The organism is Mesorhizobium sp. M1066, from assembly GCF_040318635.1.
GTDB lineage: Bacteria > Pseudomonadota > Alphaproteobacteria > Rhizobiales > Rhizobiaceae > Mesorhizobium.
Genome location: NZ_JAMYMR010000016.1, coordinates 20,748 through 47,592 on the forward strand (window position 1 = coordinate 20,748; position 26,845 = coordinate 47,592).

The following is a 26,845-nucleotide window of genomic DNA, read 5'->3' on the forward strand; positions in this document are numbered from 1 at the left end:
GCGCTACCGGTACAACTGCGCTTCGTTACGGAATGCTTTGTCGACAAGGGTGTTGTTCGCAAACCCTCCATCGACGTCGACGATCTCAAGGCTGATGGGCTTCTCTGCCCCAGTGCCTTCGTCGTCATCGTCCTTGTTGGACTTTGAGATTGGGGTGTTGACGAACACGCTGGCATAGCCATCGGGCTTGAGCTGGGAATGGCCGTTGATCTTGTCTGTATTTGCTATGCAGTCGACAATCGCCATGTTGAGCAACCGGCGGTCAGGGTCAGGCGTTGGGTTGTCGCCCTTAAAGCAGGACGGGATACCAGTTTCTTTTGTCGGGTTCGTCGACTTGTCTCCTACAAGGCCGTTCGCAATCTCGTACTTATAGACATCATATCTGGAAGCCGGCACAGCGGTGCCGATCGGGTTGGTGGTGCTAGGGACGTTGGGGTAGGCGCCGCCATGGTTGGCACTCCAGTACGCGGTCCAGAAGGTCGTCGCATTGGCGATCTTGTCGGACATTCCGGGGTGACCTACGCCGTAGTTATCGCCAGGAGGAAGAGGCAGCGCCGTACCATCCGCTACGGGATCATACTTGCTGCAACCGGTCTTCTGGCCCTTGCGCACATTGCTCGCCGGGCGATAGGCCCAGTTCTTGTTCTGCTTGTTCAGGGAGCCGCTGTAGAGATCGAACCGAGTATTCAGTCCAGCATTGACCTGCCCCAAGGTGACGCCGGTTTTAGTGGTAAGCGCCTCGCGGTTATAGCAGGTGCCTGCGGTTCCCATTGCAATGGCGTCGCGGAGGGAATCCAGATTGTTGTCGATCAGTCCGAAATTGCCTGGACCCGGATTATTGTCGGCCTTGAGGACGCGAAATTCGCGGCCGTAGGTGTCCCCCGACGCGAACGCCTGCTGGATCGTCTTGCTGGTCAAGGGGTCGGTCGTCTCGAACGGATTGCACATGAACAGAGGTATGGTTTCGCAGATGGACTGAACGAACCCGGCCACCGCCTGGGGCTGGATGTCCATCGTGGTTGTGCCGCCGAGATAGTTTATTGGGAAGAGCGCTGCAAAAGCGCCCGCGCCATCTGTCAATCCAGACGGATTAACGGTCACCAACGAGAATGACACGGCTTTGGGATCGGTGCTTGCCCAGTTTACGCCATCGGCATCTACGCCAGCAGCCGTCAGCGTCGTGCTGTCGTCCGTCGGAATCCCAGTCAAGTAAGTAACGGTCACATCTGCCAGCGCGAGCGTGTGATTGCCCGATCTTGAAAACTTGGTCGTATTACTGAGAAGAGTGGTCACCGCTAGGTTTGCCCGGGTGATCGAATCCGATCGGCCGTCCAATTCTGCAGCCGTCGCAAGCGCAAGCGCATCGACGCCTTTCTGCAGGTCGTTGTGAAGCCCATTGGCTCGGCTCATGTCGATAGCCAGAACGGCGAAGCCAACAAGCACTGGCAGCATAATCGTCACAAGGATCATCGCTATGCCGCGTTGATCGTTCCAGAATGCACGAATGGCCCTTAACATGACCGTACTCTCTGCTTTCCTGCGCCAGAGCCCCTCGATGCCCGGCGCTCTCCGCATCCTTCCGTTCAGTTCACTGCGTCACACCTGACCCGCCGACATTGACCGTGATCGCCGGCGGCGGTGGCGGTGGCGGTGGATATCTGTAGTTATTTGCAACAGCTGCGGCGCGCGCGCCGTCGCCCTCGATTCTTGTATTTCTGGACGCCGGATTGAGCGGGTCGACCGTCTGCAGCATCGAATTGAATTTCTGTGTGTCGCCGGCAGCCAGGGTCACCGAATCATAGTGATTCAGATAGTCCGCGGCGCAGCCCGATAGCGCGCTAGCGCACAGAACGAGGATCAAGCCGCTATTTCTTGACATAGAGCATCTTGTCCTTCGATTTGAAGTCGAGCATGTGGCCATAGGGGCCGGTGACGCCTTCGCCATGTTCATATTTGCGGACCATGTCCTTGGTCACCTCGAGCTGGCCGAGCACGAAGAATTCGGGATCGTTGGCGGGCCGTGTCTTGTCGAACGGCGTCGCCAGCTGCTCGCCGGGCTTCACCGGCCGCACGATGTGCGGCGTGACGATCACCACCAGTTCGGTTTCTTCCTTCTGGTTGCTCGAACTGCGAAACAGCGTCCCGATCACAGGCACCTGGCCGAGCCAAGGCACCTGGTCCTGGAGCTTGGTCGTCTTGCTCGAAAGAAGCCCGCCGACCGCGAAGCTCTGGCCGTCGCGCAACTCGACGACGGTCGACAGTTTGCGGTTGGTGAAGATCGGGTCGCCGGCGGTGGTGAAGCCGGTCAGGTCGCTCACCTCCGGCGCCAGCTGCATATGGATCTTGCCGTCGTCGAGTACGACCGGCGTGAACAGCAGATTGACGCCGAATTGCTTGTACACGATGCTTATCTCGCCGTCTTTGTCGAGAGTGCGGATAGGCACTTCCCCGCCGGCGTTGAAGCTGGCCTGCTCGCCGGAAAGCGTGGTGAGGTTGGGGTTCGCGAGCGTGCGCACCGCGCCTTTGGACTCGAGCGCCTCGATGATCAGATCGACCTTGATGTTGCTGTCGATGACGCGCGTGATCAGCGCTCCGAAGGGAGCCGAGTTGGACAGGAGGCCGCTGAGCAGACCGCCCGGTCCGAGCACGACACCGTCCTCGTCGACGGCAGCAACACCGGTACCGGTACGGGTCGTGCCATCGCCGTTCCTGCTCTTGATCGACACGCCGAGATCGCGGCCGGTGTTGCGCTTGGCTTCGAGCACGCGCACTTCCAAATTGACCTGCTGGCTATCGTCGACGATGACGGAGTTGATGACGGCGTCGGGGCCATATTGCTGCGCAACTGCCATGATCGCCGCCAGCGTGGCGCCGTCCTTGACATGTCCGGCAAGTCTCACCTTGCCATTGACCGAGCCGATTTCGATTCGCGACTTCGGCGCCACCTGGCGGATCGCCTGCGCCATGTCGCTGACATCGACGCCGACCTCGATCTGGAGCGCTCCGAGCGAACGCTTGTCCGTGGAGAACAGATTGACCGTGGTGGTGCCGGCGCCCTTGCCGATGACATAGAGCGTGCGATCGGTCATCGGCTGGGCATCGGCGATCTTCTCGTCGCCGACGACGATGTCACCGAGATTGGCACTCACCTGGATCGTCACCGATTGCGACATGGGCAGGAAAATCCGATGGACGCTGGGGGTCGACACATCGATGAAACGGTCGGCCGCACCGGCCGCCAGGCTCGACAGCAACAGCGCCCCCAGGCACGACAACGCGGCCGTCGCTATCCCTGAGCAGTATCCCCGCATCCCCGTCTCCCCACTCGCTGCCAGTGGCAGCATCCATTTCGCCGCGCTTAGCTATTGTTGTCGCGGCACGTCATACGTCTCGAGCTTCACACCCCGAAAAACGCCAACCGTTGCCCGTGCCGCAGGCTCGGGCTGCACGTATTTGACCACTTCCTTGATGACCGGCTGCGGTGCCGTCACCACGACCGGAGCCGGCTTTACCTTGCCCAGTTCGTCGAGGCGGCTTCCCACCCGCTCCACGGCCTGGGTCAACCCGGCAATCTTGTCTTCGGCGCGCTTGCGCTCGGCGGTAGCCTCTGCTTCGGCCGCGGCCTTCTTGTCGAGCTCTGCCTGCCTGGCGACGACATCGGCCGGCGTTTCGCCGGTCAGGTCGGAAAGTGTCACCCGTTCGGTCGTTTCGCCCTGGCTGGCTGCGGCCTGACGCAGTGCTAGTGACAATTGTCCCGCCCCTGCTGCTAGCGTCAGCTTCTGTGCGTCCCTGGTGCTGGCTTCGAGTGTGACCGACTTCACCACCGTCGGGCTGTCCTTGCTTTCATCGGCAACCTGGTCGACGGCAAGCACCTTCATGCTCTGCAACAGCACGTCGACAAAACTCTTGTCCGCGCCATCGTCGTCGCGCGTCGTGCGCGTCAGTAGCACATCGACCCGGTCGCCTGGAAAAACGAAGCCTGCGACGCCGAGCACATCGTTGACCCGAATTGATACTGCCTTCATACCTTCGCCGAGCACGGCTGAAAGCGTGGCGCGCTGGCCGGGGCCGGTGATCTTCGTGGTGAGTATGGGCTCGTTGGCGCTGATCGACTGCAATGCCTGTCTGGGGGAGTCGCCAGCCAACGCTTCCTTAGTTGTCTTGAAGGCGCCAGCCGGTGCGGCGCCGACCGGCCATGCAATCTCGCGCAGTTTGTCTGATGTCAACGCGTCGCCGAATTTGAGGGCGACAGCGGCCACCACGACGGTGTCGCGCGGGACATCGCTGGACTGCGCCATCGCGCTGCGCTGGTTGGCCAGCCAGATATTGGCGAGTACCACTGCCAGCACGCCGAACACGCCGGCGAGAACAATCATGATGACGGTGTTGGCACGCATGAAGCCTAATCCGATTATATCGAGAAGCTATCCATCAATTCGGTCGCTTCTTGCTTAGTTGCCGGAAGGAGGCCCAAACTCCCTGGCTTGGGCCTCTCCCTAAGTTTTCGGCTTGGCAATCAACCCGGCAGGGCAGGCACAGTGGCCAGAGCCGTCGTCAGGCCGGTCCAGCGACCGGTGACCCAGGTGCCGACCGTGATAACCGAAGCGATGACCGCCACGGTGATGATGCCGAGCAGGATAGTGTATTCGACCATGGCAGCGCCGTTTTCATCGTCGCGGAACTGCCGGGTCATCGTCATGAGCTTCTTCATGTCAATTTCTCCCTTTGGAGGTTTGAACCCGACGAGACAGAGCAAGAGATGAAATCCATACCCAAGCATCCCCCGTCACAACGATCCTAGGTCGCGTGAAAACGCAGAGTCAAACGAGATTAAGGGTTCCTTAACTTTCATATACGTGATTCGGCAAGAAGATTGCAAAGTCGAATCTTAGCAAGGGTTTGATTCTTTTCATTTTTCAATCGCCCTTAACCATTCGTTCACAATTTGGCCGTGGATGTGGCAAGATTGAGAAAACATTAGTGATACTGCATATTCCTTTATATCTAAGGGCTTAGCCGCTCATGTCGGGTGGTTTGCCCCGGGAAATGGGATGAGCCCAAAAAGCGGCATCGAGAACCTGAACCTGAACCGGGTGGCCCTAGCAAATAAGCGCGATATTACATGCTCCTGATCTTAACTATGTAGAAAGTATCGAGGCTACGACGACCATCTGGGCGCTTGTGCCTCCCGTGGTTAACAGTTAGTTTCCGCTAATAAGGGATTAAGGGGAGTATAAGCGATTATGCTGGGGCGGTTCATCAAGGGGCCTAGCGAGCAGCAGGCAGTGCCAAAGGTCGATTCACTGGCTGTGCTGCCTGTTGCTCCGGCCCTTTCGCCAACCGTCGATGTCGAATCGCATGGCGAAGACTTCCTGACACTCAAGGTCGAGCTTCATCGCCACCTGATCGATCGGTTCAATCTGACCGCTCTCGAAAATGCCTCCAAGGATGAGATCCTGAACGAAATCCGTCCGATCGTGCGCGAATTCGTCCGTGTCCGCGGCATGCCATTGAATGCACGTGAGCTAGACCAGCTGACTGGCGACACCGCCGACGAGATGCTTGGTCTTGGCCCAATCGAACCTCTGCTGAAAGATGACTCGATTTCCGACATCCTGATTAATACCCACAAGCGGGTCTTCATCGAACGACGCGGCATGATCGAGGAGACGTCGATACGGTTCCGCGACGAGGCGCATCTCCTGCGGATCATAAACAAGATCGTCTCGGCCATCGGCCGGCGCGTTGATGAATCTATGCCGATGGTGGATGCACGGCTGGAGGACGGCTCACGCGTCAATATCGCCGTGCGACCGGTCTCGGTAGACGGCCCTCTGGTGTCGATCCGCAAATTCTCGAAAAATCCCTATTCGCTCGAACGTTTGATGGCATTCAATTCGATCCGCCCGCCCATGATCGAACTGCTGCGGATCGCCGTGCAGGCGCGCAAATCGATCCTGGTTTCCGGCGGCACCGGCAGTGGCAAGACCACCTTGCTCAATGCCTTGTCGAGTCACATTCCCTCGAAGGAGCGGCTGATCACCATAGAGGATGCGGCGGAATTACAATTGCAGCAGACACATGTTGGTCGGCTGGAGACGCGCCCGCCCAATGTCGAGGGCAAGGGCGAAGTGCGCCAGCGCGAACTGCTGAAGAACGCGCTGCGCATGCGGCCCGATCGCATTATCGTCGGCGAGGTGCGCGGCGAGGAAGCCTTCGACATGCTGCAGGCGATGAACACCGGCCATGAAGGCTCAATGACAACAATCCATGCCAACACGCCGCGCGATGCGATCTCGCGGCTGGAACAGATGGTCGGCATGGCCGGCATGCCGATGAGCAACGATTCCATCCGGGCGCAGATCGCCTCGGCCATCGACATCATCGTGCAGACGCAGCGCCTGTCCGACGGCGGCAGGCGGGTGACGTCCATATCGGAAATTACCGGCATGGAGGGTAATATCGTTCAGATGCAGGAAATCTATCATTTCGTCCGCCGTGACGTGACTGCTGAAGGCGCCATCATCGGCGAGTTTCGCGCCACCGGTGTGCGGCCGCGCTTTGCTCAGGAGGCGGCGACACTAGGCCATCATTTCGCCAAGGACGCCTTCAATCCGCAGGTTGCGCTTTGATGCTGACCGGCCAGACGCTCCTTTATTTCATCTACGTGCTGGCGGCGGCATCGGTGATCCTTGCTGCCGAATCCCTTTACATGTCCTTTGCGGGAAGGCGTGCTCGCGCGGGCGCAATAAATCGCCGCTTGCTACGGCTGGGCGAGGAGGCGCCCGCCGAACAGAGCCTCCAGAGATTGTTACAGGAGCGTGGATTGACGGCATCGGGCGACTTCGTCTTTGGTGCGGTCGCGCTAAACAGGCTTTACACACAGTCCGGAATAACCGGCAATCCACTGTCCTTTGCAGCAGTATTCATTTTCGCGGGGGCCGTATTGGCGCTGTTGCTGAATCTGATTCTGGGGGTTTCGGTCCTTGCTGCAGCTGTCACTTTTGTTTTTATCGGCTTCCTCCTACCGATTTTCGTTTTGCGGCGTGCGCGAAACAAGCGAATCCTGAAATTCGCCGCCCAGCTTCCCGACGCACTCGACATGATCGTGCGCTCATTGCGCGCCGGCCATCCGACCACTGTGGCGATCGGATTGGTCGCGCGCGAAATGCCTGATCCGCTAGGCACCGAATTCGGCATCGTATCCGACGAAGTCACTTTTGGGCTCAGCCTCGAACAGGCGGTTCGAAAACTGTCGGAGAGGGTTGGCTTTGAAGGCCTTCACCTTCTGTCAGTGTCGCTCTCCATCCAGGCCAAGACGGGCGGCAATCTCACCGGCATCCTGTCGAACTTGTCCTCCGTATTGCGGGAGCGGCGTAAGCTGCGGCTGAAGATCAAGGCACTTTCCGCTGAAGGCAGGATGTCAGCCTGGATCATCTCACTCTTTCCGATCTTCATGTTCGGCATCTTGATGCTCATCGCTCCAAGCTACTACGGCGACGTTTGGGACAGTCCTATACTCATCCCGGTCTTTGTGATCTTTGGAGCTTGGGCGCTGGTGGGCGACTTCATTATGTACCGAATGGTCACTTTCGATTTTTGATGAGCGAGACAAACCTTGTTTTCAAATCTTCAAAATCTGAGCATATTGTTGTCCATTGCTGTTTTCTCGGGGGCGGTGGTCCTATTCCTGCTGATTGCGTTCACCTTCATCCCTGTCATTCAGACCAGACGTCTGGTGGCCCGCAGCCTTTTGTCGGAAGGGATCACCGACCGTCGCTCGCTCTACGCCCAGCAGGAAATCAACAGGATTTCAGCGCAACGGCCTGTCGATGCCTATTTTCGCGCTCTGGAGAAAGAACGTGGCGAACCGAATGCTCTGGAGGCGAAGTTGTTCCGGGCCGGTTTTTACAAATCCAGCGCCCCGGTAATCTACACGCTATGCCGTCTCGCGGCAGTGTGTATCGGATTTCTTGCCATGTATGCATTGTTGTCGCGTGTGCTGCCCGCGCAACTGCCGGGCTTGTTCGCATTCCTGGGCTCGGCCTTGATCGGACTTGGCTGCATCGTCATTCCCAATATCGCGCTCGACCGATTCGAGAAGCGGCAGAAGCAAACCTATCGTCGCGGCTTTCCCGACTTCATGGACATGATGATCACTTGCGCCGATGCCGGCATGAGCCTGGAAGCGGCGGTCGAGCGCGTCGGCGCCGAACTGGCCGGTACCCATAAATGGCTTGGCATCCAGCTTGCAATCATGAATTTGCAGCTACGAGCGGGTAAGCCGTTAAGGGAGGCGTTGCGCGAACTGTCGGATCGCATCGGGCTGGACGAAGCGCGAGCTTTGGCAGTGCTGTTCCGACAATCCGAAGAACTCGGCACAAGTCTGACGGATGCTCTGCGCGTCTACAGCGACGAGATGCGAAGCCAGCGGATTTTGCGGGCCGAGGAGCGCGGCAACGCGCTTCCAGTCAAGATGATGATTCCGCTGGGCCTGTGCATCTTTCCGGTCGTCATGATGGTTGTGATGCTGCCAGTGGTCATTCGCATGAAGGGCATTTTCTTCTAGTTTGGTATATCATTTGGGCCTAATGTGAGTCGGGGACCCTAGGGGACACATTATGAAAAGGGTTATCGCGGCCGCGGCCTGTCTGCTCATGGCGGTGCTCGCCGGCTGCCAGACGGCGGACACAACCGACGGTGTCGTGCGCACCAACGAGCCGTCGAAAGGCGACGTGACGTCTTTTGGCGATGCTTTCGACGGGCTGAAAACGGTCAGCGATGTCGAATACTATGCATCGGACCAAGCTGTGGCAGAAGCCAAGAACCAGTTCCGCGCCGAAAATTACGGGAATGCCGGCGCGCTGTTCTTCAAGGCGACACAGCTGGCGCCCAATGATGGCAACGCCTGGATGGGGCTGGCCGCCTGCACCGACCGGATCCACCGCTTCGACCTGTCCGACCGGGCCTATGCCAGGGCCTTCAAGCTGGTTGGCGCGACGCCCGAATATTACAACAATGTCGGCTATTCCTACCTGTTGCGCGGCAAGCTGCAGGATGCACGCAGCAACTTCCTCAAGGCTTACGAACTGGCGCCCAACGACCCGACCGTCGCCAACAATCTGAAGCTTTTGTCATCAAGCGTGCAGAACGTAGAGCGCTAGCATGCTGCTGGTCGAGGCGCTGCTGCTGAAGGTGCTCGCCATCCCTCTGCTGGCAAGGATTGCCTGGCTAGATTTTAAGACACAGAAGATAGCCAATCGCGACGTGCTGCTGCTACTCTGCCTTGGAGCCGGGGGCTTGCTGCTGCTGTCGCTCCAGTCCGGATCGTGGTGGGATATAGGGCTGAGCGCTCTCGCCGGGCTTCTGCTGTTTGTCGCGCTTTTTCCGTTCTGGGTCCTGCGCAAGGTCGGCGCCGGCGACGTCAAGCTGATGGCGGTCATGCCATTCTTGATCGGTGGCAGCGGCCTTGTCCTGTTTTCCATGCTGTTGCTGGTCTTTGCCCTGATCACGGTAGTTGTGGTGAAAACCCCCTTCATGCTGCCTGAAGGCGCGTTCCGGCTCTACATCCAGCATATGGATCGCAAAGGCGTCGTCCCTTTCGGAGTGCCGATTTCGATGGCAGTGATTTGCACGATCGTATTCCATATCTACAGCTACTCAATGGCTTAATCTTATGTGCAGCGTTGAGCAGGGCGTTAATAAAGCGGCGTGGGAGGCGATAGAGTTGCCGAGCAATGTTAACTATTAATAAACCATTTTCTTGTCGAAACCCGAATACGATGCTTCAATAATTTCTGAAGTGGGGAGCAGGATGTTAACCGAGGATTTTGCCGGCCGTTTAGCTATTGTCCTTGTTCTAGCAGTTTTGGCGACGTTTAGTGCAATTCCTCTGTTCGTTCATTTTCAGCAGGATACTTCGGCGAATTCACTGGCTGTGGTTACTCAAGCCGCGACCGTTGCCTTTACGCTGTTGCAGCTTGTAATGACGGTCAGCCGCCTTCCCCCGAAGGGAACTGCGCGGGGAATTGCGTCAAGGGTAACCTCGGTAGCCGGAACATTCCTGATATTGGTGGCAGCGTTTCTGATCCCGGCAGTAGACAGCGAAGCCGTGCAAGTGACGGCGCTCTGCCTGATTTTCATTGGCACGGTCAGTTCAATTTTTTGTCTTTACTGGCTTGGCCGCTCTTTCTCCATCATGGCCACTGCGCGCAAGCTTGTTACTTCAGGTCCATATTCCCTTGTCCGCCATCCGCTCTATGTCTGTGAGGCAATATTCGTTTCCGGAGTCATTGTTTCGCATTTTTCGGCGTTGATGGTGGCGCTGGGTGTGCTCCAATTTCTTTTACAATATCGACGCGCCAGGAATGAGGAGAGCATCCTACGACAAACGTTCCCCGAGTACGAAGCCTACGAGCGGACTACCCCGATGCTGATCCCATCTTTATCATCGCTAAATTGGCAGCGGTGACTAGGTCACTTTGATCTGTATAAGTTGATCACTGTCACCAAAACCGGCACTCAATGGTTGAATAAACGGGTTAAATAAACGGTCACAGGGGAAGGTAATATGGCACTTCACCTTTCGGCAGACGCCCCGGTTTCAGCCGCGGCAGCTCCGCAGAAATATCTCTTCGGCCCGTTCATCGACTTTTTCATGCTTGGCGGAAGCGCGTTCCTGATCCTGCCGGCCCTGTATTTTGTGCCTCTCAGATACGAAGGTGTTGTAGGACTGTCGGCGTTCTTGCTGTCCCATCTCATAAATCACCCGCATTTTGCCCACTCGTATCAGATTTTCTACCGCAATTTCGCGCGTAAGGTGCGCGCGGATGGATACGACAGGAATCTCCAGCTTCGTTACATTTTCGCAGGCATCGTCGTGCCCTTGGCCATGGGCGCTTTCTTTATCTACGGCGCGACAACCGGCAATGCTCGCCTGCTGGGATATGCAACCAATGCGATGTTCTTCTTTGTTGGTTGGCACTACGTCAAGCAAGGCTACGGCATGCTGATGGTGGACGCCGTTTTGAAGCGCAAATTCTTCAGCGACCAGGACAAGAAAGTGCTGCTGTTCAACGGCTATGCCGTGTGGCTGTTCGCTTGGCTTCAGACAAACGTGGTGATCACCGAACAGCAATTCTTGGACCTGGACTACTACACATTCGCTGTCCCGCCATGGCTCCTCAACATCGCGCTCGCGGTCGCCGCTGCCTCCTCGGCGGCCACCGTCGTGATGTTCGTCAATCGCTGGCGCAAACATGGAGGCGCGCTGCCGTATAACGGCGTCGTCGCCTATATCGTGACCCTTTATGCCTGGATATTGCTCGTGAGGTTGAATCCGCTTTGGCTGCTTGTGGTGCCCGCGCTTCATTCGCTGCAATATCTGGCGGTGGTCTGGCGTTATCAGACCAATGTCGAGCGCGCACGTGCGGATGCCGTAGAAGATTCGGGGTTCAAGCGCCTGTCCATTCTCGGACCGCTATACAGGCTGCGGGTGCTGATATTCATCCTCGCCGGCACAATTCTCGGAGCTATCGGTTTCTGGCTCATACCGATGGCGCTGACTGCCTTGGTTCCCTACGACAAACAGGTGCTCGGCTCGTCGCTTTTCCTCTTCATCGCGTGGATATTCATCAACGTGCACCACTACTTCCTGGACAATGTGATGTGGCGTCGCGGCAACCCGGAAGTCTCGAAATATCTGTTCCGCTAGCCACGTAACCCTTTGTCTGTTGGATGTTCAGTCCCGCAGCAGATCGAACATCAGCTTGAAGAAGCGGTCCGCGTCGACCTCATATGCGATGCGGGCATTGTCCTTTTCGCCGCGCTCGCCCCAGTAGTCGGCGATGGTCGCGCCGAAGGCGTAGGTGCCGGACAGATCGACGCCGATATGGGCAGGGCGCGTGCGCACCAATGTCGGGTCGATGGCCAGCGCCAGCGCGAGCGGATCGTGCATGGCGCCGCCGACGCCCATCGAGTTGCGGTGCAGCTTCTCGTAGAACAGCAGCCAGTCGTTGACGAGCCGGCCGAGCGGCGTGTCGATGGTGGCCAGTTCGGCATATTGCGGCGCCTCGATCAGCACCTGCATGGTGACGTCGAGGCCGACCATCAGGATCGGCACGCCGCTGTCCAGAACGATCTTCAGCGCCTCGGGGTCGCAGAACGCATTGAACTCGGTCGGCGTGATGATCTCGCTCTTGCGGTAGAACACGCCTCCCATCCAGATCAACTCCTTGATCTTGGGCAGCACGTCGCGATGCTTGAGGATCATCAGGCCGATATTGCTGAGCGGGCCGGTGGCGACGACCAGGATCGGTTCGGGCGCGGCGCGCAGTCTGTCGGCCAGGAAATCGACGGCATGCCGGTCAACCGGCCTGATCGTCGCCTGCGGCAGGTAGGGTGAGCCCTCGAGACCGCTCGGGCCATCGGCGGTGCCGAGCACCAGCGGGCGCGCCAGCGGGCGGTGACAGCCCTGCGCGACAGGCACGTCGCCGGCGCCGATATACTCCAGGATGCGCAAGGCATTGGCGGTCGTCTTCTCGACTTCCGCATTGCCGCAGGTCGTGGTGACGCCGATGAGTTCGATGGCCGGCGAGCGATGCGCCATGACCAGCGCGATGGCGTCGTCGTGGCCGGGGTCGCAGTCGAACAGGATAGGAGTTGGCTTGGTCATCATGTCGTCTTTCACGCCGCCCGCTCGTAGCGCGCTATGGTTTTCTTGAAGCCGTCGAGGAAACGCCGGCCGTCGAGGCCGGTACAGATGCGGGTGGTCTTGGGCCCGCCGCCGGGCAGCAATTGCCGGCCGCGATAAGCGACGGTCTGGCCGCGCGCCAGCCGGCCGTCGAGCACGACGTCGGCGAACAGCGGCTCGGTCATCGTCGCCAGGCCCGGATCGAAAGCCAGCGCCACGGTGATCACATCGTCCATCGGGAACCCGACGAGGTCGAAGAATTCGCGCCAGATGTCGATGTAGATCGGAAAGCTGTCGGCGATCATCTCCAGGACGGGATTGTCCTTCGCGACGGCCTGCATGTCGGCGATGTCGTCGCGCGTCAGCATCGAATCGGCGACGCGGTTGTCCTCGCAGATGTCGAGCGGCACGAGGATCTTCTCGACATCGGCGTTCAGCACGATGCGCGAGGCCTCCGGATCGGCCCAGATGTTGTACTCCGACAGGGGTGTGATGTTGCCCGGTGTCTGGAAATTGCCGCCGAGCACGATCAGCCGCTTCAGTGCGCCGGTCAATCCCGGCTCCTGCAACAGCGCCATCGCCGCGTTGGTCAGCGGGCCGGTCGTCACCAGCGTGATCTCGCCCGGATTGGCCATGACCGTGCCGATGATGAAATCGACCGCATGTCCCGATGTGGCCTGCCGCACCGGCGTCGGCGCCGGCGGGTTGAATTTCTTCAGGCGATCGCCGAAACGGGCGACAAGCCGTTTTTCGAAATGCACCGGCGCCTCCATGTCGGCCTTGGCGTTGCCGACGATCGGCCGCCACGCGCCGGCGTGAACCGGGATATCGTCGCGCCCGGCGAGCGTCAGCGTGTTGAGGACGACGTTGGTGACCTGCTCGATCGGGCCGGCCGCACCGGTCACGGTGGTCACCCCCTCGAGCCGGAGCCTCGGATTGACCGCTGCAAACAGCACGGCGAGAATATCGTCGCCGGCCGAATCCACGTCGAGGATTATGCGTTCCATAGAGGCTTCCTTCACTGGGGATTTTTGCGGCCGGGTTCAGTGTTCTTGTCTACCGACAGCAGCTTACGCATCGATTCCAGCGTCTCCGCGATAATCCTCGGGCGCGCCCGGTAAGACAGCGCGAACAATGCGATCAGCGCAACGACATAGGGGACGGTGAGAACCAGGTAGGAGGGATAGCCGAACGTCTGCAGGCGCAGCGAAAAAGCATCGGCGAAGCCGAACAGCAGGCAGCCGGCCAGCACCTTCAGCGGATCGCCGTTGGAGAAGATCAGGATCGCCACCGCCATGAAACCACGGCCCGACGACATGTTTTCGGTGAACATGGTGATGTAGCCGAGTGAAAGATGCGCGCCGGCGAGGCCCGCCAGCAATCCGCACAGCAGGGACGCGATGTAGCGGACGCGGGTGATCGAGATGCCGAGCGCCTCGGCGGCTTCCGGCTTTTCGCCGACGACACGGATATAGAGGCCGAGCCGTGTGCGGTTGTAGCAGACGACCAGCAGCGGCACGGCGATGAAGGCGACATAGACGAGCGGCGTGAAGCCGGAGATCAGCGGCGCCCACGAGCCGAGAAGGTCGCGGGCACCGGGCAGCTGGACTTTCGGCAGGCCGACGATGCCGTGACCGACGATCGAACCGCGCGTGCCGAAGATCGCTTTCATCAGCGAGATCGTCATGCCGCCGGCCAGGATGTTGAGCGCCAGCCCGACGACGACTTCATTGGCCTTGAAGCTCACCACTAGGACGGCAAAAATCAGGGCGAAGACAAGCGCCGCCGCAACGCCGCAGGCGACGCCCGCCAGCGCGGAACCGGTCCAGATCGAACCAAGGACGGCGAAGAAGGCGCCGACCAGCATCTGCCCCTCGAGGCCGATGTTGAAGATGCCGGCCTTGGTGGTGAACGAGCCGCCAAGCGCGACCAGAAGGATGGGCGCGGTGGTGCGAAGCGTCGCCGCGATCAGCGCGATGTTGATGAGCTTGTCTAGAATTTCCATCGCCGCTCCCCTGCCTGGCTGTCGCCGCGCTTTCTCACCAGCACCTGAGCCGACACGCTGAGGATGATCAGCGCCTGGATCACGGTGATGATCTCGCGCGACGCGCTGGTATCGACCTCGAGCAGCAGCGATCCGTTGCGCAGGGCGCCGAAGAACAGTGCGGTGAAGATGGTGGCGACAGGCGAGCCATTGGCAAGCAGGGCGGCGATCAGCCCATCGAAGCCGAAACCGGGGGCAAATCCTTCCATGAAGCGGTGATGGACGCCGAGCGTCTCGACGCCGCCGGCCAGCCCGCCGACGGCGCCCGAAAGCAGCAGGACCAGGAAACCCTGTCGTTTCACGTTGACGCCGCCATATTCGGCGAATTTCGGCGCCGAACCGACCATCGTGACGCTGTAACCCCATTTGGTGTAGCGGAAGACAAGGGCTGCGCCGACCGCCAGCACCAGGCCAATGACCAGGCCCCAGTTCAACCGCGAAAAGGTGAAGATCTCCGGCAGATAGGAAGTCGCCAGGATCGGCGGCGTCTCCGACCAGCCACCCGGCCGCTTGAACAGGAAGATGGTGAAATAGGAGGTGAGCAGCACCGCCACGTAGTTCGACAGGATCGTCGAGACGACCTCGTTGGTGTTGTAGCGGGCGCGGAAGTAGGCGGGGATGGCGACCCAGGCCGCGCCTGCCACGACCGCCAGCGCCAGTGCTGCCAGCGTGTGAATGCCCGCCGGCATGGGCATGGCAAAGCCGACCCACGCGGCGGCGAAACCGCCAAGGAACAGCTGGCCCTCGATGCCGACGTTGAACATGCCGCCGCGCAGGCCGATACAGGCGGCGACACCGCAGATCAGGATCGGCGTCGTCTGCAGCAGGGTCCCGGCAATCTTCTCCTGATCGCCGAAGGCGCCGCGCAACAGTGTCATGAACACACGCACCGGGCTTTCGCCGACCATGAGGATGATGATCGCGCCCATCAGCAGCGCCACGCCGATGGCGATCACCTGGCCGGAAACGGCACGCAAATGGTCTTTCATGATGCGGTCTCCGCGGCGAATTCCGGCGCGGCCACGCCTGCCATCATCATGCCGATGCGCTCCTCGTCGGCATCGTCGCCGGCGACCTCGCCCATGATCCGCCCGTTGAACATCACCAGGATGCGGTCGGCAAGGGCGGCCAGTTCGTCGAGCTGCACGGAAATCAGCAGGATTGCGCGGCCGGCGGCGCGCTGGCGCATGATCTCGTCATGAATGGCCTCCTGGGCGCCGATGTCGACGCCGCGCGTCGGCTGGTCGATCAGCAGGAAATCGGCGCCGTTGGTGAATTCGCGCGCCAGAACGACCTTCTGGATGTTTCCGCCCGAAAGCCGCTTGACCGCATCGCTCGGTCCGCGCGCGCGAATATCGAAGCTCTTGATCAGCGTTTCGGCGTTTTGATTTATGGCATTCCAGTTGAGCATGCCGCCGCGGCTCCATGGTGCGCGATGCTGGCGGCCCATCAGGGTGTTGGCCGCTATCGAAGCGTTGCGATCGACCCCGCGCACCATGCGGTCGCCTGGAACATGGGCGAGGCCTGCCTGGCGGATCGCGGCGGGGGAGAGAGCGGTGAGATTCCGGCCCTTCAGCCACGCCCCGCCATGGCTTGCCGGTCGCAGGCCCGAAAGCACTTCCGCCAGCTCCGTCTGACCATTGCCGGCCACACCCGCGATCCCCACCACCTCGCCGGAGCGGACGGTGAAACTGGCGTTGCGAAGGGCCGGCAGCAGGCGATCGTCGCGCGCCCACAGATCCTTCACTTCGAGCACCACGTCGCCGTGCAGCGAGGCGCGGGGCCGGCGGTCGAAGCTGACCTCGCGGCCGACCATCATGTGCACCAACTCGTCCTTGCTGAGCTCGGCCGCCGGCCGTGTCGCCACCTTCCTGCCATTGCGCAGCACCGTCACCGTGTCGGACACTTCCATCACTTCTTCCAAGTGATGCGAAATGAAGATCACCGTCATGCCTTCGGCCACGAAGCTGCGCAGCGTCTGGAACAGTTCACGGCTCTCCTGCGGCGTCAGCACCGCGGTCGGTTCGTCGAGGATGATGGTGCGCGCGCCGCGCACCAGCACCTTCAGGATTTCGATGCGTTGCTCTATGCCGACCGAGAGCAGTCCGACGCGCTCGGTCGGATCGACCTGCAAGCCGAAGCGCTTCGACAGGTCGCGCGTGCGCGCAACCTGTGCGGCGTGGTCGATCAGCCCATGGCGACGGATTTCCATACCGAGAAAGACGTTGTCGGCAACCGAGAGCGAGGGAACCAGCTTGAAATGCTGGTGAACCATGCCGAGGCCGGCCTTTATCGCCACGGACGGATCGGCGATCACGATCTCTTCACCGTTCAGCCGGATCGAGCCTTCGTCCGGCTGCAAGAGGCCGAACAGGATGTTCATCAGCGTCGTCTTGCCAGCACCGTTCTCGCCGATGATGGCGTGGATCTCGCCGCGGCGGACCGCAAGGTCGATGCCGTCATTGGCGACGAATGCGCCAAAACGCTTGGTGATGCCGGTCAACTCGACGGCCATCGCGGGATTGCTGTGGAGGGTCGGCGACCCCGGCGTGTTCGACAACGTGGCTCTCGCAGATTGGACACTGATCCGCCGCGGCAAGCCGCGGCGGATCAGTGTAGCGCTTTCTTGGGAGGGAGGCGCTGTTGTTGGCTTACTTCGCCTTGGCGATCACGATCTTGCCGTCGACGATGCTCTTTTTGATCTCGTCCAGCTTGGCGGTCACGTCAGCGGGGATCTTTGGGGCAATATCATCGCAGACCTTGACCTCGACACCGCCCGAGGCGAGGTCGAAAGTGCGGGTGCCGGCGGTGATCTTGCGGCCCTCGACCTCGTCCTTGATCAGCGTGTAGACGGCGATGTCGCCGCGCTTCAGCATGCTGGCGAGGACATTTCCGGGAGCCGAGCCGCACATGTCGATGTCGACACCGATCGAATATTTGTCGACCGCGGCACTTGCCTGCATCACGCCTTCACCCGTCGGGCCGGCGACGTTGTAGACAATGTCGGAGCCTTGGCCGTAAAGCGCCTGGGCAAGTTCGCTTCCCTTGGCCGGGTCGTCGAAGGTTCCGGCGAAGACGGAGTTTACCTTGACGTCGGGCGCGGCATATTTGGCGCCTTGCTCGTAGCCGCCCAGGAAGTTGCGGATCACCGGGATATCTCGGCCGCCGACGAAACCGATCGCCTTGCCGTCGCCGATCTTGTCGAAGGCGGTGCCCTTGGCTTCGATCATGCCGGCAAGCGCACCGGCGACGAAGGATCCCTGCTCCTCGGCGAAATTGGCGTAGATCATCTTGGGGTTGTCGAGGACGCCATCGATGAATACGAAGCGCTGGTCAGGATATTCGGCGCTGACCTTTTGCAGCGAGTCCACCAGCTCCCAGCCCATCACGAAGATGAGGTCGTACTGTTTGCCCTTGGCAAGATTCTCGAACTGCTGCTGGTAGTCTAGCGCGCGATTGCCGGTGTCGACCAGCTTGAGGTCGATGCCGAAATCGGTCTTGGCCTTGTTGAGGCCGTTGACGATCGAAACGCCAAAACCCTGTGCGAAATATCCCGAGATGGCGGCCACGGAAACCTTGGCCTGTGCGGCAGCCGGTCCGAACGAAATGGCAAGCATCGTGCCGGCCAGAAATAAACTCTTGAGCGCCCTTTTCATGTCATTCCCCTTCAGCTTTTTTCAGCTTTTGAAGCCACGCTTTGACCATCCCCCACATATCGCCGGGATAACGGCGAGTTCGTTGATGGTCATATGAGTTTAGGAGCGGCTTAACAGGCTGTCAATCGTCATCCGATGCAGTTTTCTTGGCCCTTCGCCAACTTGCTCGACGTCTGCGCTTGACAAATGTCGATGGGCATAATTGTTGATACTCTAACGAGTTTTATGAACGATGGGATGAAGGAAGCGAACAATGCCGGCTGTGGTGGTCAGGAAATTTCTGGTTCAGGTCGAAGAGATATTCCATGAGGGCGGACCCCACGCGGCACGCCCGCTCAAGCGGGGCGCGGTCGTCGCGGTCATCGCCAACCCTTTTGCCGGACGCTATGTCGAAGAGATCACCGGCTTCATGGAAGACCTGAAGCCGCTCGGTCTCGATATGGCTCGGCGCCTGATCGACGCCATTGGTGAAGGCGGCCAGGCCATCGAAGGCTATGGCAAGGGTGCCATAGTCGGCGCCGCCGGCGAGCTTGAACATGGCGCGCTCTGGCACAATCCAGGCGGTTACGCGATGCGCGAACTGCTCGGCAATGCCAAGGCGATCGTGCCTTCGACCAAGAAGGTCGGCGGCCCCGGAACGCGCATCGACATCCCGATCACGCACATAAACGCCTCCTATGTGCGCAGCCATTTCGATGCGATCGAGATCGGCATTGCCGATGCGCCGCGCGGCGACGAAATGGCCGTCATCCTGGCGATGACCACCGGCGCACGCGTCCATGCACGGGTCGGCGGCCTTGCCGCCGCCGATATCAAGGGCGAGGACGGATTGCGATGAAGCCGGAAATCCGCCGTATCATCACCATCGTCGAGGAAACCCGGATCGAAGGCGGGCGACCCGTCGATCCACCGACGCGGCGTGCCGCGGCCATTGCGGTGATCCGCAACCCCTATGCGGGTACCTACGTTGAGGACCTGTCGGCACTGAGCGCCATAGGCGAAGCCTTAGGCGATATCTTGCCCAAGCGCGCCGTCGCTGCTCTGGGCATTGCCGGCGACCGGGTCGAGAGCTTCGGCAAGGCCGCCGCCGTCGGCGCCGATGGCGAGCTCGAACATGCCGCCGCCATCCTTCATCCAAAGCTCGGCGCTCCGTTCCGCGATGTGCTCGGCAAGGGCGCCGCGCTCATTCCTTCATCGAAGAAGCGCGGCGGCCTTGGCGTGCCGCTCGATATTCCGCTCGGTCACAAGGATGCGGCGCGGGTGCGCAGCCATTTCGACGGCATGGAGGTTCGCGTGCCCGACGCACCGCGTGCCGACGAGATCGTCGTCGCTATCGTCGTGACCGATTCCGGCAGGCCGCACCCGCGCGTCGGCGGGCTGACCAAGGACAAGATTGTCGGGATTGACGGCGTCGGCTGACCGTCAGGCCGCCAGGACTTCCGGCACCCGCATCGCCGGAGGCGTATTTCTGCTCCGGCCGGTCCGCACCACGCCGTCGATGACGACCATTCCAATGCCTGGAAGATTGCCCAGCGCCACGCTGTCGAGCAGCCCGTCGCCGGCGCCGCCGATCGCCTGATCCATGAAGATCAGGTCTGCGGCGCGACCGACCTCGATCAAACCGCGATCGTCCAGTCCGCGCACACGGGCTGTGTTGCCGCTGGCAAGACAGAACGCCACTTCCGGCGCGATACCACCCAGCGAAGCCAGCATGGTCAGGGTTCGCAGGATGCCGAGCGGCTGCACGCCGGATCCGGCCGGGCTGTCGGTGCCGAGGATGACGCGCGAAAGTTCGCCGCGCTGCCTTGCCAGGTCGAGCACGAACAGTCCGGTGCGCAAATTGCCGTTATGGACGATTTCAAGCGCCCTCGAGCCCTTCTCGCAGATCTGTCGTATTTCCGCGTCGGGCAGGGCGGTTGGCCCGCCATTGACGTGGGCGACGATGTCGGCGTCGACCTCCAGCACGACATCCGCGCCGATGCGGCCGGAGCCCGGCAGCGACGGGCCGCCCGTGTGGGTCATCGAGGTCATGCCGTATTTGCGCGCCCAGGCGATCATCATCCGGCCGGTCGGCCCATCCTTGACGCCGCCAAGCCCGACCTCGCCGACAAGCGTCACGCCGGCCTCGGCGAGACTGCGGAAGTCTTCCTCGGTAAGGCCGGGTTCCAGGATCGGTGCCCCGGCCAGGATCTTCATGCCGTTCGGACGGAAGTTGGAGAAGGTGCGTTGGGCAGCGATCGCCAGCGCCTTCAGCCCGACAAGGTCGCGCGGTCGGCCCGGCGTGTGGACTTCCCCCGCCGAGATCATGGTGGTGACGCCGCCATGCACGGTCGAATCCATCCAGCCGATCTGGTTCTGCCGAGGCGTCCAGTCGCCGGCCACCGGATGGGCGTGGTTGTCGATAAGACCCGGCGCGACCGCGCAGCCCATCGCATCGATGATCGTCGCCGCGCTGCCGCCATCAATGTCGCCTGCCTTGCCAATGCCGGTGATACGTCCATCGCTCACGACGATGGTGTCGGCGTCGATGATCGGTTGTGCGAGATCGCCACTCAGCATGAGACCGATATTGCGGACGACGAGCGTGTTGGCAGACGACTGGAGGTCGGACGACATCGGTTCTCACTTTTGCTGTTATGGAAAAAAGGACTGGACGCGGCTTATTTGCCGCCGTCGCCATTCGATGGGTCGTCGTCGTTGATGCGCTGGAGCAGGCGAAGCAGCGTCGCCTGCTCGGCCGGAGAGAGCGGCGACAGGAATCGCCGCCCGACCTCGACGCTGCGTTCGAGCCGCTCCAGCGTATAGTCGGTCCCTTTGCCGGTCAGCGCGATCATCGTCAGGCGTTGGTCGGTTTCGGAGGCGCTGCGCGTGATCAGCCCGTGTTTGAGCAGTTTGCGCATGACGATGCTGATGGTCGACGGGTCCATCGCCGTCAGCCGGCCGAGATGGTTCTGCGAGACTTCGCCGTGCTTGAGGATCGTGGCGAGCGCCGCGAATTGCGTTGGCGAAAGGTCTTCGCCGGCCATGACCTGCTGGAAGCGCAACGTCGCGCGCTGATGCGCCCGGCGGATGACGTGCGCCGGGTGGCGGTCCAGTTCATAGCCGGTCTCGGCGTATTGCTGCAGCACCTGCTCGCGGCTCGGGGGTGCATCGCCGCTCGGCGTTTTCGGCGTCGCGCCTTTTTCGGATTCAGTCGTCACACCGGCCTCCTATGGCCGCTGTCTTGGATGTCGCCGGTTCGGAAAAAGCTCAAGCCGCGACCTCCGCTGGTTGAAGCGACGTCCCGTCGCGGAGGGCTGCGACGACATCAGCCGAATCGCTGACCACGCCGAAATGGGTCGCTATGTCGTAGAGCGAGCTTTCCTGCTCGCGTGGTCCCGTCGCCGCGCAGCAATCGCTTGGCACCACCACCTCATAGCCTTGGAAAAAGGCATCATGGACCGTCGAGCGCACACAGATGTTGGTGACCACGCCGAAGATGATCAACTGATCGGTCTGCATGTCTTTCAGCGTCAGGTCGAGGTCGGTTTGAAAGAAGGCCGAGTAGCGCCGCTTGATCACATGGATCTCATCGTCGCGGGCGCCGAGATCCTCGATGATCTCCGGCCCCCAGCTTCCATCCAGGCAATGCGGTGTGCGCTTCAGCCATTCGCGCTCGCGGCGCATGCCCGGCCGGTGGCTGTCATGGACCCAGATCACCGGCACGCTAGCGGCGCGCGCGGCCTCGATCACGGCCAGTTGCGGCGCGACCAGCGTCTCGTACCCAGGCAAGACCATGGCCCCGCCGGGCTTGCAGAACTCATTGACCATGTCGATGACGATAACGGCCGCACGGCGTGGATCGAGGCGCACCGCGTCATCGTGCCGATGTGAGGAAAAACTGTCCACGGACATGGCGAGCTCCTTTGACCGATCGTTGATGCTCATACAAAAAACCCTAGCGGATGCCAAGTCAATCCCGTTCGACGCAAAGCGTGCTGGTCGGCCTTGCGCACCGCGCTCCGACAAGCGTATGCGCTATTTGTCCATCGCGAAATGGCCTTGACAACGCTTGTCAGGCATGTGCTCGATTTGTACGACCATCAACGATATTCAAGCCGCTGAATTGTGGAGCCGAGGCCGAGATATGAAAACCATCGTCACCGGAGCCAGTGGCCTGCTTGGCCGCCATGTGGCCGAGGCTCTGGTTGCGGCCGGCCACGATGTGCTTGGTGTCGATGCCGTGGTGCCGGGTGAGGTCGCATGGCGCCATGCAACCGCCGATTTGACCGATCTGGGATCGACACTGCAGCTGGTGCGCGATTGCGATGCCGTTGTGCATGTCGCGGCCATTCCGCGGCCGACCGGCCGGGCCGGCGGCGAGGTGTTCAAGACCAACATCGCGACCGCCTACAATGTGGTCGAGGCAGCTGCCATGGCCGGCGCCAGGCGCTTCGTCTATGCCTCGTCCTTCAGCGTTTTCGGCTATCCCTTTTTCGAGAAACCTGTGCGGCCGCCCTATCTGCCGGTCGACTTGAACCATCCGGTCGGCGCGCAGGACCCGTACGGCCTGTCGAAATGGCTGGGCGAGGAAATCGTCGACGCGGCGGTGCGCCGCGGTGCCTTCTCGGCGGTCAGTGTCCGCATGCCGTGGATCCAGACGCCGGGTTCTTTTTTCGACGGCGTCGGGCCGCGCCGCGCCACTGCCGACAGTGCCAGCGACCTGTGGGCCTACCTGGATGCGCGCGACGCCGGGCAGGGCTTCCTGCGGGCGCTTGAATGGCAAGGCGACGGCCATCTGCGCGTCCTCCTGAGCGCCGCCGACACATTCATGGAAGAGGAGACCGAAGCGCTCGTGCGCCGGGTCTATCCTGATGTCGCTCTGTCGCGGCCGATCGCCGGCTTCGGCGCCGTGCTCGACACGATCCATGCGCGCGAAACGATCGGCTTCGAACCACAGTATTCATGGCGTTCCTATCCAAAGCCGGAGACCGAAGGATGAAACGGTTCGACCAGAAAAAGGTCCTCGTCACCGGCGGCGCCGGCGCGATCGGCAGCGCGGGGGTGCGGCGTTTCCTTGACGAAGGAGCGCGGGTCGCCATTGTCGACCGCAATGGCGCGGCGGCGCGGCAATTGGCCATCTCCCTCGGCGACGACGCCCTGGCGATCGAGGCTGACGTCACCGATGAAGCGGATGTGCGGCGCGCCGTCGCAACGATCGTCGAGGCGTTCGGCGGCCTCGACGTGGTGTTCAACAATGCCGGAATTTCCGGCGTCGTCGCTCCCGTTCACGACCTGCCGGTCGAGGACTGGGATACGACTATCCGCATCAATCTCCGTGGCATCTTCCTCGTTTTGCAGGCATCGCTTCGGGCGATGATCGACGCCGGGACCGGTGGCTCGATCGTCAACATGGGCTCGTCCATGGCCGGTTGGGACGTCCTTTCGGGCGGTGCCGGCTATGTCGCTTCCAAACATGGCGTGGTCGGCCTGACGCGGGTCGCGGCACTCGATGCCGCGCCCTATGGTATACGCGTCAACGCCATCTGCCCCGGCGTGATCGAGACGACGCTTGGCGTGCCGGCGTCCGGCGACGGTGATTTCACGAGCAGCGTCCAGCATTTCGCCGATCGCATTCCGTTGCGCCGCATCGGCCAGCCGGACGATGTCGCGGCCGCCGTGGCTTTCCTCGCCTCCGACGAGGCGAAGCACGTCACAGGCGTGGATTGGCTGATCGACGGCGGCCAGACCTTGCAGAGTTGGGCCAATGCCCCTGATGGCGGTGCGTTTCCGAAATTTCGCTAAACTCTCAATTTCGCAAATCTAAAGTCTCTTAGGCTCTAAAGTCTCTTGGGCGGCATTGCCTGGATGATCCGAACGGCAAGATCGAGATCGGCGAGCCCGCCCGAAAGCGGCGTGCGCGGCTTAACGCCGGCAAGGATGCAATCAGCGAAATGCAGCCATTCGCGGCGAAACGACGTATCCGGAGCGCCAGGGATCACACGTTCGGACGCGGTTTCGCCTGCCGCTTCAGCCGGACGGTCGCCGAGGCATTGCGGTAATAGGGGTTGCAAACGACTCCAGCCCTGCCGCAGGTTGAGAAGACGATGTGGCGACTGGGCGTCAAGCGCTTCGATGGGCAGGTGACGACCAGAGTTGCCGGTATTGCCTTGATTGGACTTGGCCTGTTCGGCCTGACCCATGCGCTGCTCAATTTGCTTGGGCATTGATCTGTCAAGAAGGTCGGGCAACCCAATTGTCGGATGTCGGCTGCTCCCGGTAACGGACAAGCCCCAATCTTCGCGATCTACTTCACGCCGATGCCGGCGGTCAGGCCGCCATCGATCTTGTAGTCCGCGCCAGTGCAGAAGCCGGCCTTCGACGAACACAGGAAAGCGATAAGTTCGGCCACCTCCTCCGGCTCGCCGATGCGGCCGATGGGATGCGCTTCGCCGAAGCGCTTGTAGGCGGCCTCGACATCGGCATCCGTGCCGTTCTTGCCGCGCGCAGCCCTTTCCAGGATCGGGGTGCGGATCGAGCCCGGGCTGACGGAATTGACGCGGATGCCGGAGCGCGCATGGTCGAGGGCCAGGGCACGCGTCAGCGTGTGGATGGCGCCCTTGGTGGTGGCATAGGCGGCGACGTTTTGCTGGCAGGCAAAGCCCTGCACCGAAGCGACGTTGACGATGGCGCCGCCGCCCCCGCGGACCATTTCCGGAATACCGAAATGCGCGGTCAGATAGATCGACCCGACATTGACCGACATCGCCTTGTTCCAGGTCTCGAAATCGGTGCTGGTCACGGTTCCATACGGATGCACCGCCGCCGAATTGACGATGATATCGAGGCCGCCGAACCGCTCCACGCCGGCCGCGACCGCGTCGCGAACCTGATCGGGCACGGAGACGTCGGCGTCTATGACCAGCGCCCCGGCTGCGGAGCTTTCCAGTTCCCATTTCAGCGCAGCGTTGGCCGCGCTGTCGATGCCGCAGGCGACGATCGCAGCACCCCCTGCAGCGAGGCGTCTGGCGGTTGCGAGGCCAATCCCGGTCGTGCCCGTCACCAAAGCCACCTTGCCGTCGAAATCCTTCATTGGGAAAACTCCTTCATTCGCTGTCCGAAACCGTTCCTAGTTTGACACCCATCGTGGTCCAACAATAGGTTGCCGTTCTCTCGCAGAAGGAAGCGGCAATGGAACAGTGCTGGCGCTGGTATGGACCGAACGACCCGGTAACGCTCGATCATGTCAGGCAGGCCGGTGCGACCGGCGTGGTGAGCGCCTTGCACGATATCTATGACGGGCGCGCCTGGCCCCTCGAGAGCATTCTGGAGCGCAAGCGTGTCATCGAGGCCGCCGGCCTGACATGGTCGGTGGTCGAGAGCATTCCGGTCCACAACTCCTTCAAGATCGGCGCGCCGGAACGCGAGCGCTATGTCGGCTACTATCGCGACTCAATTCGCGCGCTCGCCAAGGCCGGCATTGCGACGGTCTGCTACAATTTCATGCCGGTGGTCGACTGGACGCGAACGGATCTAGCCTATCGGCTGCCAACGACAGGTTATGCGCTGCGTTTCGACGCGATCGATTTCGCGGCCTACGATTTGTTCGTGCTGAAGCGCGTCAATGCCGAGGCCGGCTATACCCCCGCCCGCATCGCCGAGGCGGAAGCGCGGCTGAAGGAATTGAGCGGCGAAGCGATCGACAGGATCGAGCGCAACCTGATCGCCGGCCTGCCGGCGACCGAGCGCAGTTATGACAGAGACAGCTTTCGCGAGGCCCTGGCGGACTACGATGCGATCGGACCAAAGGAGCTGCGCGACAACCTTGCTTGGTTCCTGCGCGAGATCATTCCGGTGGCCGAAGAGGAGGGGGTGCGCATGTGCATCCATCCCGACGACCCGCCCTTCTCGCTCTATGGCCTGCCCCGCATCGTTTCGACCGCCGAGGATGCGCGTTTCATCCTCAAGGCCGTCGACAGCCCCGCCAACGGCCTGACGTTCTGCACCGGCTCCTATGGGACACGCGCCGACAACGACATCGTCGCCATGGTCAAGGAGTTCGCGGACCGCATCCATTTCGTCCATCTGCGCAACATCACCATCGAGGATGACGGCTCGTTCCACGAGGCCGAGCATCTCGAGGGCGGCACCGACATGGCGCATGTGATCCTGGCTCTGATGCAGGAAGAGGCGCGCCGCCGCCGGGAGGGCCGTGCCGACTGGCGTATTCCGATGCGGCCCGACCATGGCCATCTGCTCGCCGACGATATCGGCAAGACCAGGATCAATCCCGGCTATTCGCTGATCGGCCGGCTGAAAGGCCTCGCCGAGCTGCGTGGCATCATGCGCGCCATCGAGCGGTTCGAACTGGCTTGAGTGGTTCCCTCAATTCGGCTGGCAGGATCTGAAACTATCGCGCCGGTTTTGCACTCCCGCGGTGCTTGTATGCCACATTGATGAGAAACGCCCTGGGTC

At 61.1% G+C, this 26,845-nt stretch carries 28 protein-coding genes; 12 read left to right on the plus strand and 16 right to left on the minus strand.

Annotated elements, in window-relative coordinates:
• Positions 1–3: 3 nt before the first annotated feature.
• The 5 genes from NKH52_RS20070 to NKH52_RS20090 form a co-directional block, all read right to left on the minus strand.
• Positions 4–1,518, minus strand: coding sequence for a TadE/TadG family type IV pilus assembly protein (locus NKH52_RS20070; RefSeq protein WP_352734125.1), 1,515 nt, complete (start codon positions 1,516–1,518; stop codon positions 4–6).
• 70 nt (positions 1,519–1,588) lie between these two features.
• The gene (locus NKH52_RS20075; RefSeq protein ID WP_352734127.1) at positions 1,589–1,879 is read right to left on the minus strand and encodes a hypothetical protein; all 291 of its coding nucleotides are present in this window, start codon (positions 1,877–1,879) and stop codon (positions 1,589–1,591) included.
• The gene (locus NKH52_RS20080; RefSeq protein ID WP_352734129.1) at positions 1,866–3,311 is read right to left on the minus strand and encodes a type II and III secretion system protein family protein; all 1,446 of its coding nucleotides are present in this window, start codon (positions 3,309–3,311) and stop codon (positions 1,866–1,868) included. Before NKH52_RS20080 ends, NKH52_RS20075 begins: the two co-directional genes overlap by 14 nt.
• Before the next feature lie 51 nt (positions 3,312–3,362).
• Positions 3,363–4,397 (minus strand): Flp pilus assembly protein CpaB, encoded by a 1,035-nt coding sequence (gene cpaB, locus NKH52_RS20085; RefSeq protein WP_352734131.1) that lies wholly within the window; start codon positions 4,395–4,397, stop codon positions 3,363–3,365.
• A gap of 119 nt (positions 4,398–4,516) precedes the next feature.
• Positions 4,517–4,711: a Flp family type IVb pilin gene (locus NKH52_RS20090; protein ID WP_352555000.1), complete on the minus strand. Its 195-nt coding sequence runs from the start codon at positions 4,709–4,711 to the stop codon at positions 4,517–4,519.
• A gap of 532 nt (positions 4,712–5,243) precedes the next feature.
• Between NKH52_RS20090 and NKH52_RS20095 the strand changes: the two genes are divergently transcribed.
• The 7 genes from NKH52_RS20095 to NKH52_RS20125 all read left to right on the plus strand — a co-directional run bounded on the left by NKH52_RS20095 (position 5,244) and on the right by NKH52_RS20125 (position 11,713).
• The gene (locus NKH52_RS20095) at positions 5,244–6,632 is read left to right on the plus strand and encodes a TadA family conjugal transfer-associated ATPase (RefSeq protein ID WP_352734133.1); all 1,389 of its coding nucleotides are present in this window, start codon (positions 5,244–5,246) and stop codon (positions 6,630–6,632) included.
• Positions 6,632–7,603: a type II secretion system F family protein gene (locus tag NKH52_RS20100; protein WP_352734135.1), complete on the plus strand. Its 972-nt coding sequence runs from the start codon at positions 6,632–6,634 to the stop codon at positions 7,601–7,603. The genes NKH52_RS20095 and NKH52_RS20100 overlap by 1 nt, the downstream gene beginning before the upstream one ends.
• A 15-nt stretch (positions 7,604–7,618) precedes the next feature.
• Positions 7,619–8,569, plus strand: a complete 951-nt coding sequence (locus NKH52_RS20105; RefSeq protein ID WP_352734137.1) for a type II secretion system F family protein — start codon at positions 7,619–7,621, stop codon at positions 8,567–8,569.
• 52 nt (positions 8,570–8,621) lie between these two features.
• Entirely contained in the window at positions 8,622–9,164 is a 543-nt protein-coding gene (locus NKH52_RS20110) for a tetratricopeptide repeat protein (protein WP_013530288.1), read from the plus strand.
• 1 nt (position 9,165) lies between these two features.
• On the plus strand, positions 9,166–9,672 hold the full coding sequence (locus tag NKH52_RS20115; protein WP_352734139.1) for a prepilin peptidase: 507 nt from the start codon (positions 9,166–9,168) through the stop codon (positions 9,670–9,672).
• Between the two features lie 142 nt (positions 9,673–9,814).
• Positions 9,815–10,471, plus strand: a complete 657-nt coding sequence (locus NKH52_RS20120; protein WP_352734141.1) for a methyltransferase family protein — start codon at positions 9,815–9,817, stop codon at positions 10,469–10,471.
• Between the two features lie 99 nt (positions 10,472–10,570).
• A complete protein-coding gene (locus NKH52_RS20125; protein ID WP_352734143.1) occupies positions 10,571–11,713 on the plus strand; it encodes a hypothetical protein in 1,143 nt (380 codons plus the stop codon).
• A gap of 27 nt (positions 11,714–11,740) precedes the next feature.
• Here the strand turns inward: NKH52_RS20125 and NKH52_RS20130 are convergent, their stop codons facing one another.
• The 6 genes from NKH52_RS20130 to NKH52_RS20155 all read right to left on the minus strand — a co-directional run bounded on the left by NKH52_RS20130 (position 11,741) and on the right by NKH52_RS20155 (position 18,391).
• Positions 11,741–12,676, minus strand: a complete 936-nt coding sequence (locus NKH52_RS20130) for a nucleoside hydrolase (RefSeq protein ID WP_352967682.1) — start codon at positions 12,674–12,676, stop codon at positions 11,741–11,743.
• Between the two features lie 8 nt (positions 12,677–12,684).
• On the minus strand, positions 12,685–13,698 hold the full coding sequence (locus NKH52_RS20135; RefSeq protein ID WP_352734147.1) for a nucleoside hydrolase: 1,014 nt from the start codon (positions 13,696–13,698) through the stop codon (positions 12,685–12,687).
• A gap of 11 nt (positions 13,699–13,709) precedes the next feature.
• Positions 13,710–14,696, minus strand: a complete 987-nt coding sequence (locus NKH52_RS20140; protein ID WP_352734149.1) for an ABC transporter permease — start codon at positions 14,694–14,696, stop codon at positions 13,710–13,712.
• A complete protein-coding gene (locus tag NKH52_RS20145) occupies positions 14,684–15,724 on the minus strand; it encodes an ABC transporter permease (protein WP_352734151.1) in 1,041 nt (346 codons plus the stop codon). Before NKH52_RS20145 ends, NKH52_RS20140 begins: the two co-directional genes overlap by 13 nt.
• The gene (locus NKH52_RS20150) at positions 15,721–17,250 is read right to left on the minus strand and encodes an ABC transporter ATP-binding protein (RefSeq protein ID WP_352734153.1); all 1,530 of its coding nucleotides are present in this window, start codon (positions 17,248–17,250) and stop codon (positions 15,721–15,723) included. Before NKH52_RS20150 ends, NKH52_RS20145 begins: the two co-directional genes overlap by 4 nt.
• A gap of 136 nt (positions 17,251–17,386) precedes the next feature.
• Positions 17,387–18,391, minus strand: coding sequence for a BMP family lipoprotein (locus NKH52_RS20155; RefSeq protein ID WP_352734155.1), 1,005 nt, complete (start codon positions 18,389–18,391; stop codon positions 17,387–17,389).
• 253 nt (positions 18,392–18,644) lie between these two features.
• Between NKH52_RS20155 and NKH52_RS20160 the strand changes: the two genes are divergently transcribed.
• Positions 18,645–19,229, plus strand: a complete 585-nt coding sequence (locus NKH52_RS20160; protein WP_023809103.1) for an amino acid synthesis family protein — start codon at positions 18,645–18,647, stop codon at positions 19,227–19,229.
• On the plus strand, positions 19,226–19,810 hold the full coding sequence (locus tag NKH52_RS20165) for an amino acid synthesis family protein (RefSeq protein WP_352734157.1): 585 nt from the start codon (positions 19,226–19,228) through the stop codon (positions 19,808–19,810). Before NKH52_RS20160 ends, NKH52_RS20165 begins: the two co-directional genes overlap by 4 nt.
• Positions 19,811–19,813: 3 nt before the next feature.
• Here NKH52_RS20165 and NKH52_RS20170 read toward each other — a convergent pair whose 3' ends face one another.
• From NKH52_RS20170 to NKH52_RS20180, 3 genes are read right to left on the minus strand one after another with little or no spacing between them, the layout of a single operon-like run.
• Entirely contained in the window at positions 19,814–21,007 is a 1,194-nt protein-coding gene (locus NKH52_RS20170) for an amidohydrolase family protein (protein WP_352734159.1), read from the minus strand.
• Positions 21,008–21,051: 44 nt separating this feature from the next.
• Positions 21,052–21,591, minus strand: a complete 540-nt coding sequence (locus NKH52_RS20175) for a MarR family winged helix-turn-helix transcriptional regulator (RefSeq protein ID WP_127292926.1) — start codon at positions 21,589–21,591, stop codon at positions 21,052–21,054.
• Positions 21,592–21,640: 49 nt separating this feature from the next.
• A complete protein-coding gene (locus tag NKH52_RS20180; RefSeq protein ID WP_352734161.1) occupies positions 21,641–22,285 on the minus strand; it encodes a cysteine hydrolase family protein in 645 nt (214 codons plus the stop codon).
• 232 nt (positions 22,286–22,517) lie between these two features.
• On the opposite strand from NKH52_RS20180, the gene NKH52_RS20185 reads away from it, so the two are divergent.
• Both NKH52_RS20185 and NKH52_RS20190 read left to right on the plus strand, forming a co-directional pair.
• The gene (locus NKH52_RS20185) at positions 22,518–23,372 is read left to right on the plus strand and encodes an NAD-dependent epimerase/dehydratase family protein (RefSeq protein WP_352734163.1); all 855 of its coding nucleotides are present in this window, start codon (positions 22,518–22,520) and stop codon (positions 23,370–23,372) included.
• Positions 23,369–24,175, plus strand: a complete 807-nt coding sequence (locus NKH52_RS20190) for an SDR family NAD(P)-dependent oxidoreductase (protein WP_352734165.1) — start codon at positions 23,369–23,371, stop codon at positions 24,173–24,175. Before NKH52_RS20185 ends, NKH52_RS20190 begins: the two co-directional genes overlap by 4 nt.
• A gap of 35 nt (positions 24,176–24,210) precedes the next feature.
• On the opposite strand, the gene NKH52_RS20195 is transcribed toward NKH52_RS20190, so the two are convergent.
• Together NKH52_RS20195 and NKH52_RS20200 are read right to left on the minus strand one after the other, a co-directional pair.
• Positions 24,211–24,597: a hypothetical protein gene (locus NKH52_RS20195; protein ID WP_352734167.1), complete on the minus strand. Its 387-nt coding sequence runs from the start codon at positions 24,595–24,597 to the stop codon at positions 24,211–24,213.
• Positions 24,598–24,677: 80 nt separating this feature from the next.
• Positions 24,678–25,463, minus strand: a complete 786-nt coding sequence (locus NKH52_RS20200; protein WP_352734169.1) for an SDR family NAD(P)-dependent oxidoreductase — start codon at positions 25,461–25,463, stop codon at positions 24,678–24,680.
• Positions 25,464–25,561: 98 nt separating this feature from the next.
• Between NKH52_RS20200 and uxuA the strand changes: the two genes are divergently transcribed.
• A complete protein-coding gene (gene uxuA, locus NKH52_RS20205; RefSeq protein ID WP_352734171.1) occupies positions 25,562–26,746 on the plus strand; it encodes a mannonate dehydratase in 1,185 nt (394 codons plus the stop codon).
• Positions 26,747–26,845 lie beyond the last annotated feature (99 nt).

Bases quoted from the DNA above. Each gene is read 5' to 3' on its own strand.
- NKH52_RS20070 (WP_352734125.1), bottom strand. From the start codon at position 1,518: ATGTTAAGGGCCATTCGTGCATTCTGGAACGATCAACGCGGCATAGCG.
- NKH52_RS20075 (WP_352734127.1), bottom strand. From the start codon at position 1,879: ATGTCAAGAAATAGCGGCTTGATCCTCGTTCTGTGCGCTAGCGCGCTA.
- NKH52_RS20080 (WP_352734129.1), bottom strand. From the start codon at position 3,311: ATGCGGGGATACTGCTCAGGGATAGCGACGGCCGCGTTGTCGTGCCTG.
- cpaB (WP_352734131.1), bottom strand. From the start codon at position 4,397: ATGCGTGCCAACACCGTCATCATGATTGTTCTCGCCGGCGTGTTCGGC.
- NKH52_RS20090 (WP_352555000.1), bottom strand. From the start codon at position 4,711: ATGAAGAAGCTCATGACGATGACCCGGCAGTTCCGCGACGATGAAAAC.
- NKH52_RS20095 (WP_352734133.1), top strand. From the start codon at position 5,244: ATGCTGGGGCGGTTCATCAAGGGGCCTAGCGAGCAGCAGGCAGTGCCA.
- NKH52_RS20100 (WP_352734135.1), top strand. From the start codon at position 6,632: ATGCTGACCGGCCAGACGCTCCTTTATTTCATCTACGTGCTGGCGGCG.
- NKH52_RS20110 (WP_013530288.1), top strand. From the start codon at position 8,622: ATGAAAAGGGTTATCGCGGCCGCGGCCTGTCTGCTCATGGCGGTGCTC.
- NKH52_RS20115 (WP_352734139.1), top strand. From the start codon at position 9,166: ATGCTGCTGGTCGAGGCGCTGCTGCTGAAGGTGCTCGCCATCCCTCTG.
- NKH52_RS20120 (WP_352734141.1), top strand. From the start codon at position 9,815: ATGTTAACCGAGGATTTTGCCGGCCGTTTAGCTATTGTCCTTGTTCTA.
- NKH52_RS20125 (WP_352734143.1), top strand. From the start codon at position 10,571: ATGGCACTTCACCTTTCGGCAGACGCCCCGGTTTCAGCCGCGGCAGCT.
- NKH52_RS20130 (WP_352967682.1), bottom strand. From the start codon at position 12,676: ATGATGACCAAGCCAACTCCTATCCTGTTCGACTGCGACCCCGGCCAC.
- NKH52_RS20135 (WP_352734147.1), bottom strand. From the start codon at position 13,698: ATGGAACGCATAATCCTCGACGTGGATTCGGCCGGCGACGATATTCTC.
- NKH52_RS20140 (WP_352734149.1), bottom strand. From the start codon at position 14,696: ATGGAAATTCTAGACAAGCTCATCAACATCGCGCTGATCGCGGCGACG.
- NKH52_RS20145 (WP_352734151.1), bottom strand. From the start codon at position 15,724: ATGAAAGACCATTTGCGTGCCGTTTCCGGCCAGGTGATCGCCATCGGC.
- NKH52_RS20150 (WP_352734153.1), bottom strand. From the start codon at position 17,250: ATGGCCGTCGAGTTGACCGGCATCACCAAGCGTTTTGGCGCATTCGTC.
- NKH52_RS20155 (WP_352734155.1), bottom strand. From the start codon at position 18,391: ATGAAAAGGGCGCTCAAGAGTTTATTTCTGGCCGGCACGATGCTTGCC.
- NKH52_RS20160 (WP_023809103.1), top strand. From the start codon at position 18,645: ATGCCGGCTGTGGTGGTCAGGAAATTTCTGGTTCAGGTCGAAGAGATA.
- NKH52_RS20165 (WP_352734157.1), top strand. From the start codon at position 19,226: ATGAAGCCGGAAATCCGCCGTATCATCACCATCGTCGAGGAAACCCGG.
- NKH52_RS20170 (WP_352734159.1), bottom strand. From the start codon at position 21,007: ATGTCGTCCGACCTCCAGTCGTCTGCCAACACGCTCGTCGTCCGCAAT.
- NKH52_RS20180 (WP_352734161.1), bottom strand. From the start codon at position 22,285: ATGTCCGTGGACAGTTTTTCCTCACATCGGCACGATGACGCGGTGCGC.
- NKH52_RS20185 (WP_352734163.1), top strand. From the start codon at position 22,518: ATGAAAACCATCGTCACCGGAGCCAGTGGCCTGCTTGGCCGCCATGTG.
- NKH52_RS20190 (WP_352734165.1), top strand. From the start codon at position 23,369: ATGAAACGGTTCGACCAGAAAAAGGTCCTCGTCACCGGCGGCGCCGGC.
- NKH52_RS20195 (WP_352734167.1), bottom strand. From the start codon at position 24,597: ATGCCCAAGCAAATTGAGCAGCGCATGGGTCAGGCCGAACAGGCCAAG.
- NKH52_RS20200 (WP_352734169.1), bottom strand. From the start codon at position 25,463: ATGAAGGATTTCGACGGCAAGGTGGCTTTGGTGACGGGCACGACCGGG.
- uxuA (WP_352734171.1), top strand. From the start codon at position 25,562: ATGGAACAGTGCTGGCGCTGGTATGGACCGAACGACCCGGTAACGCTC.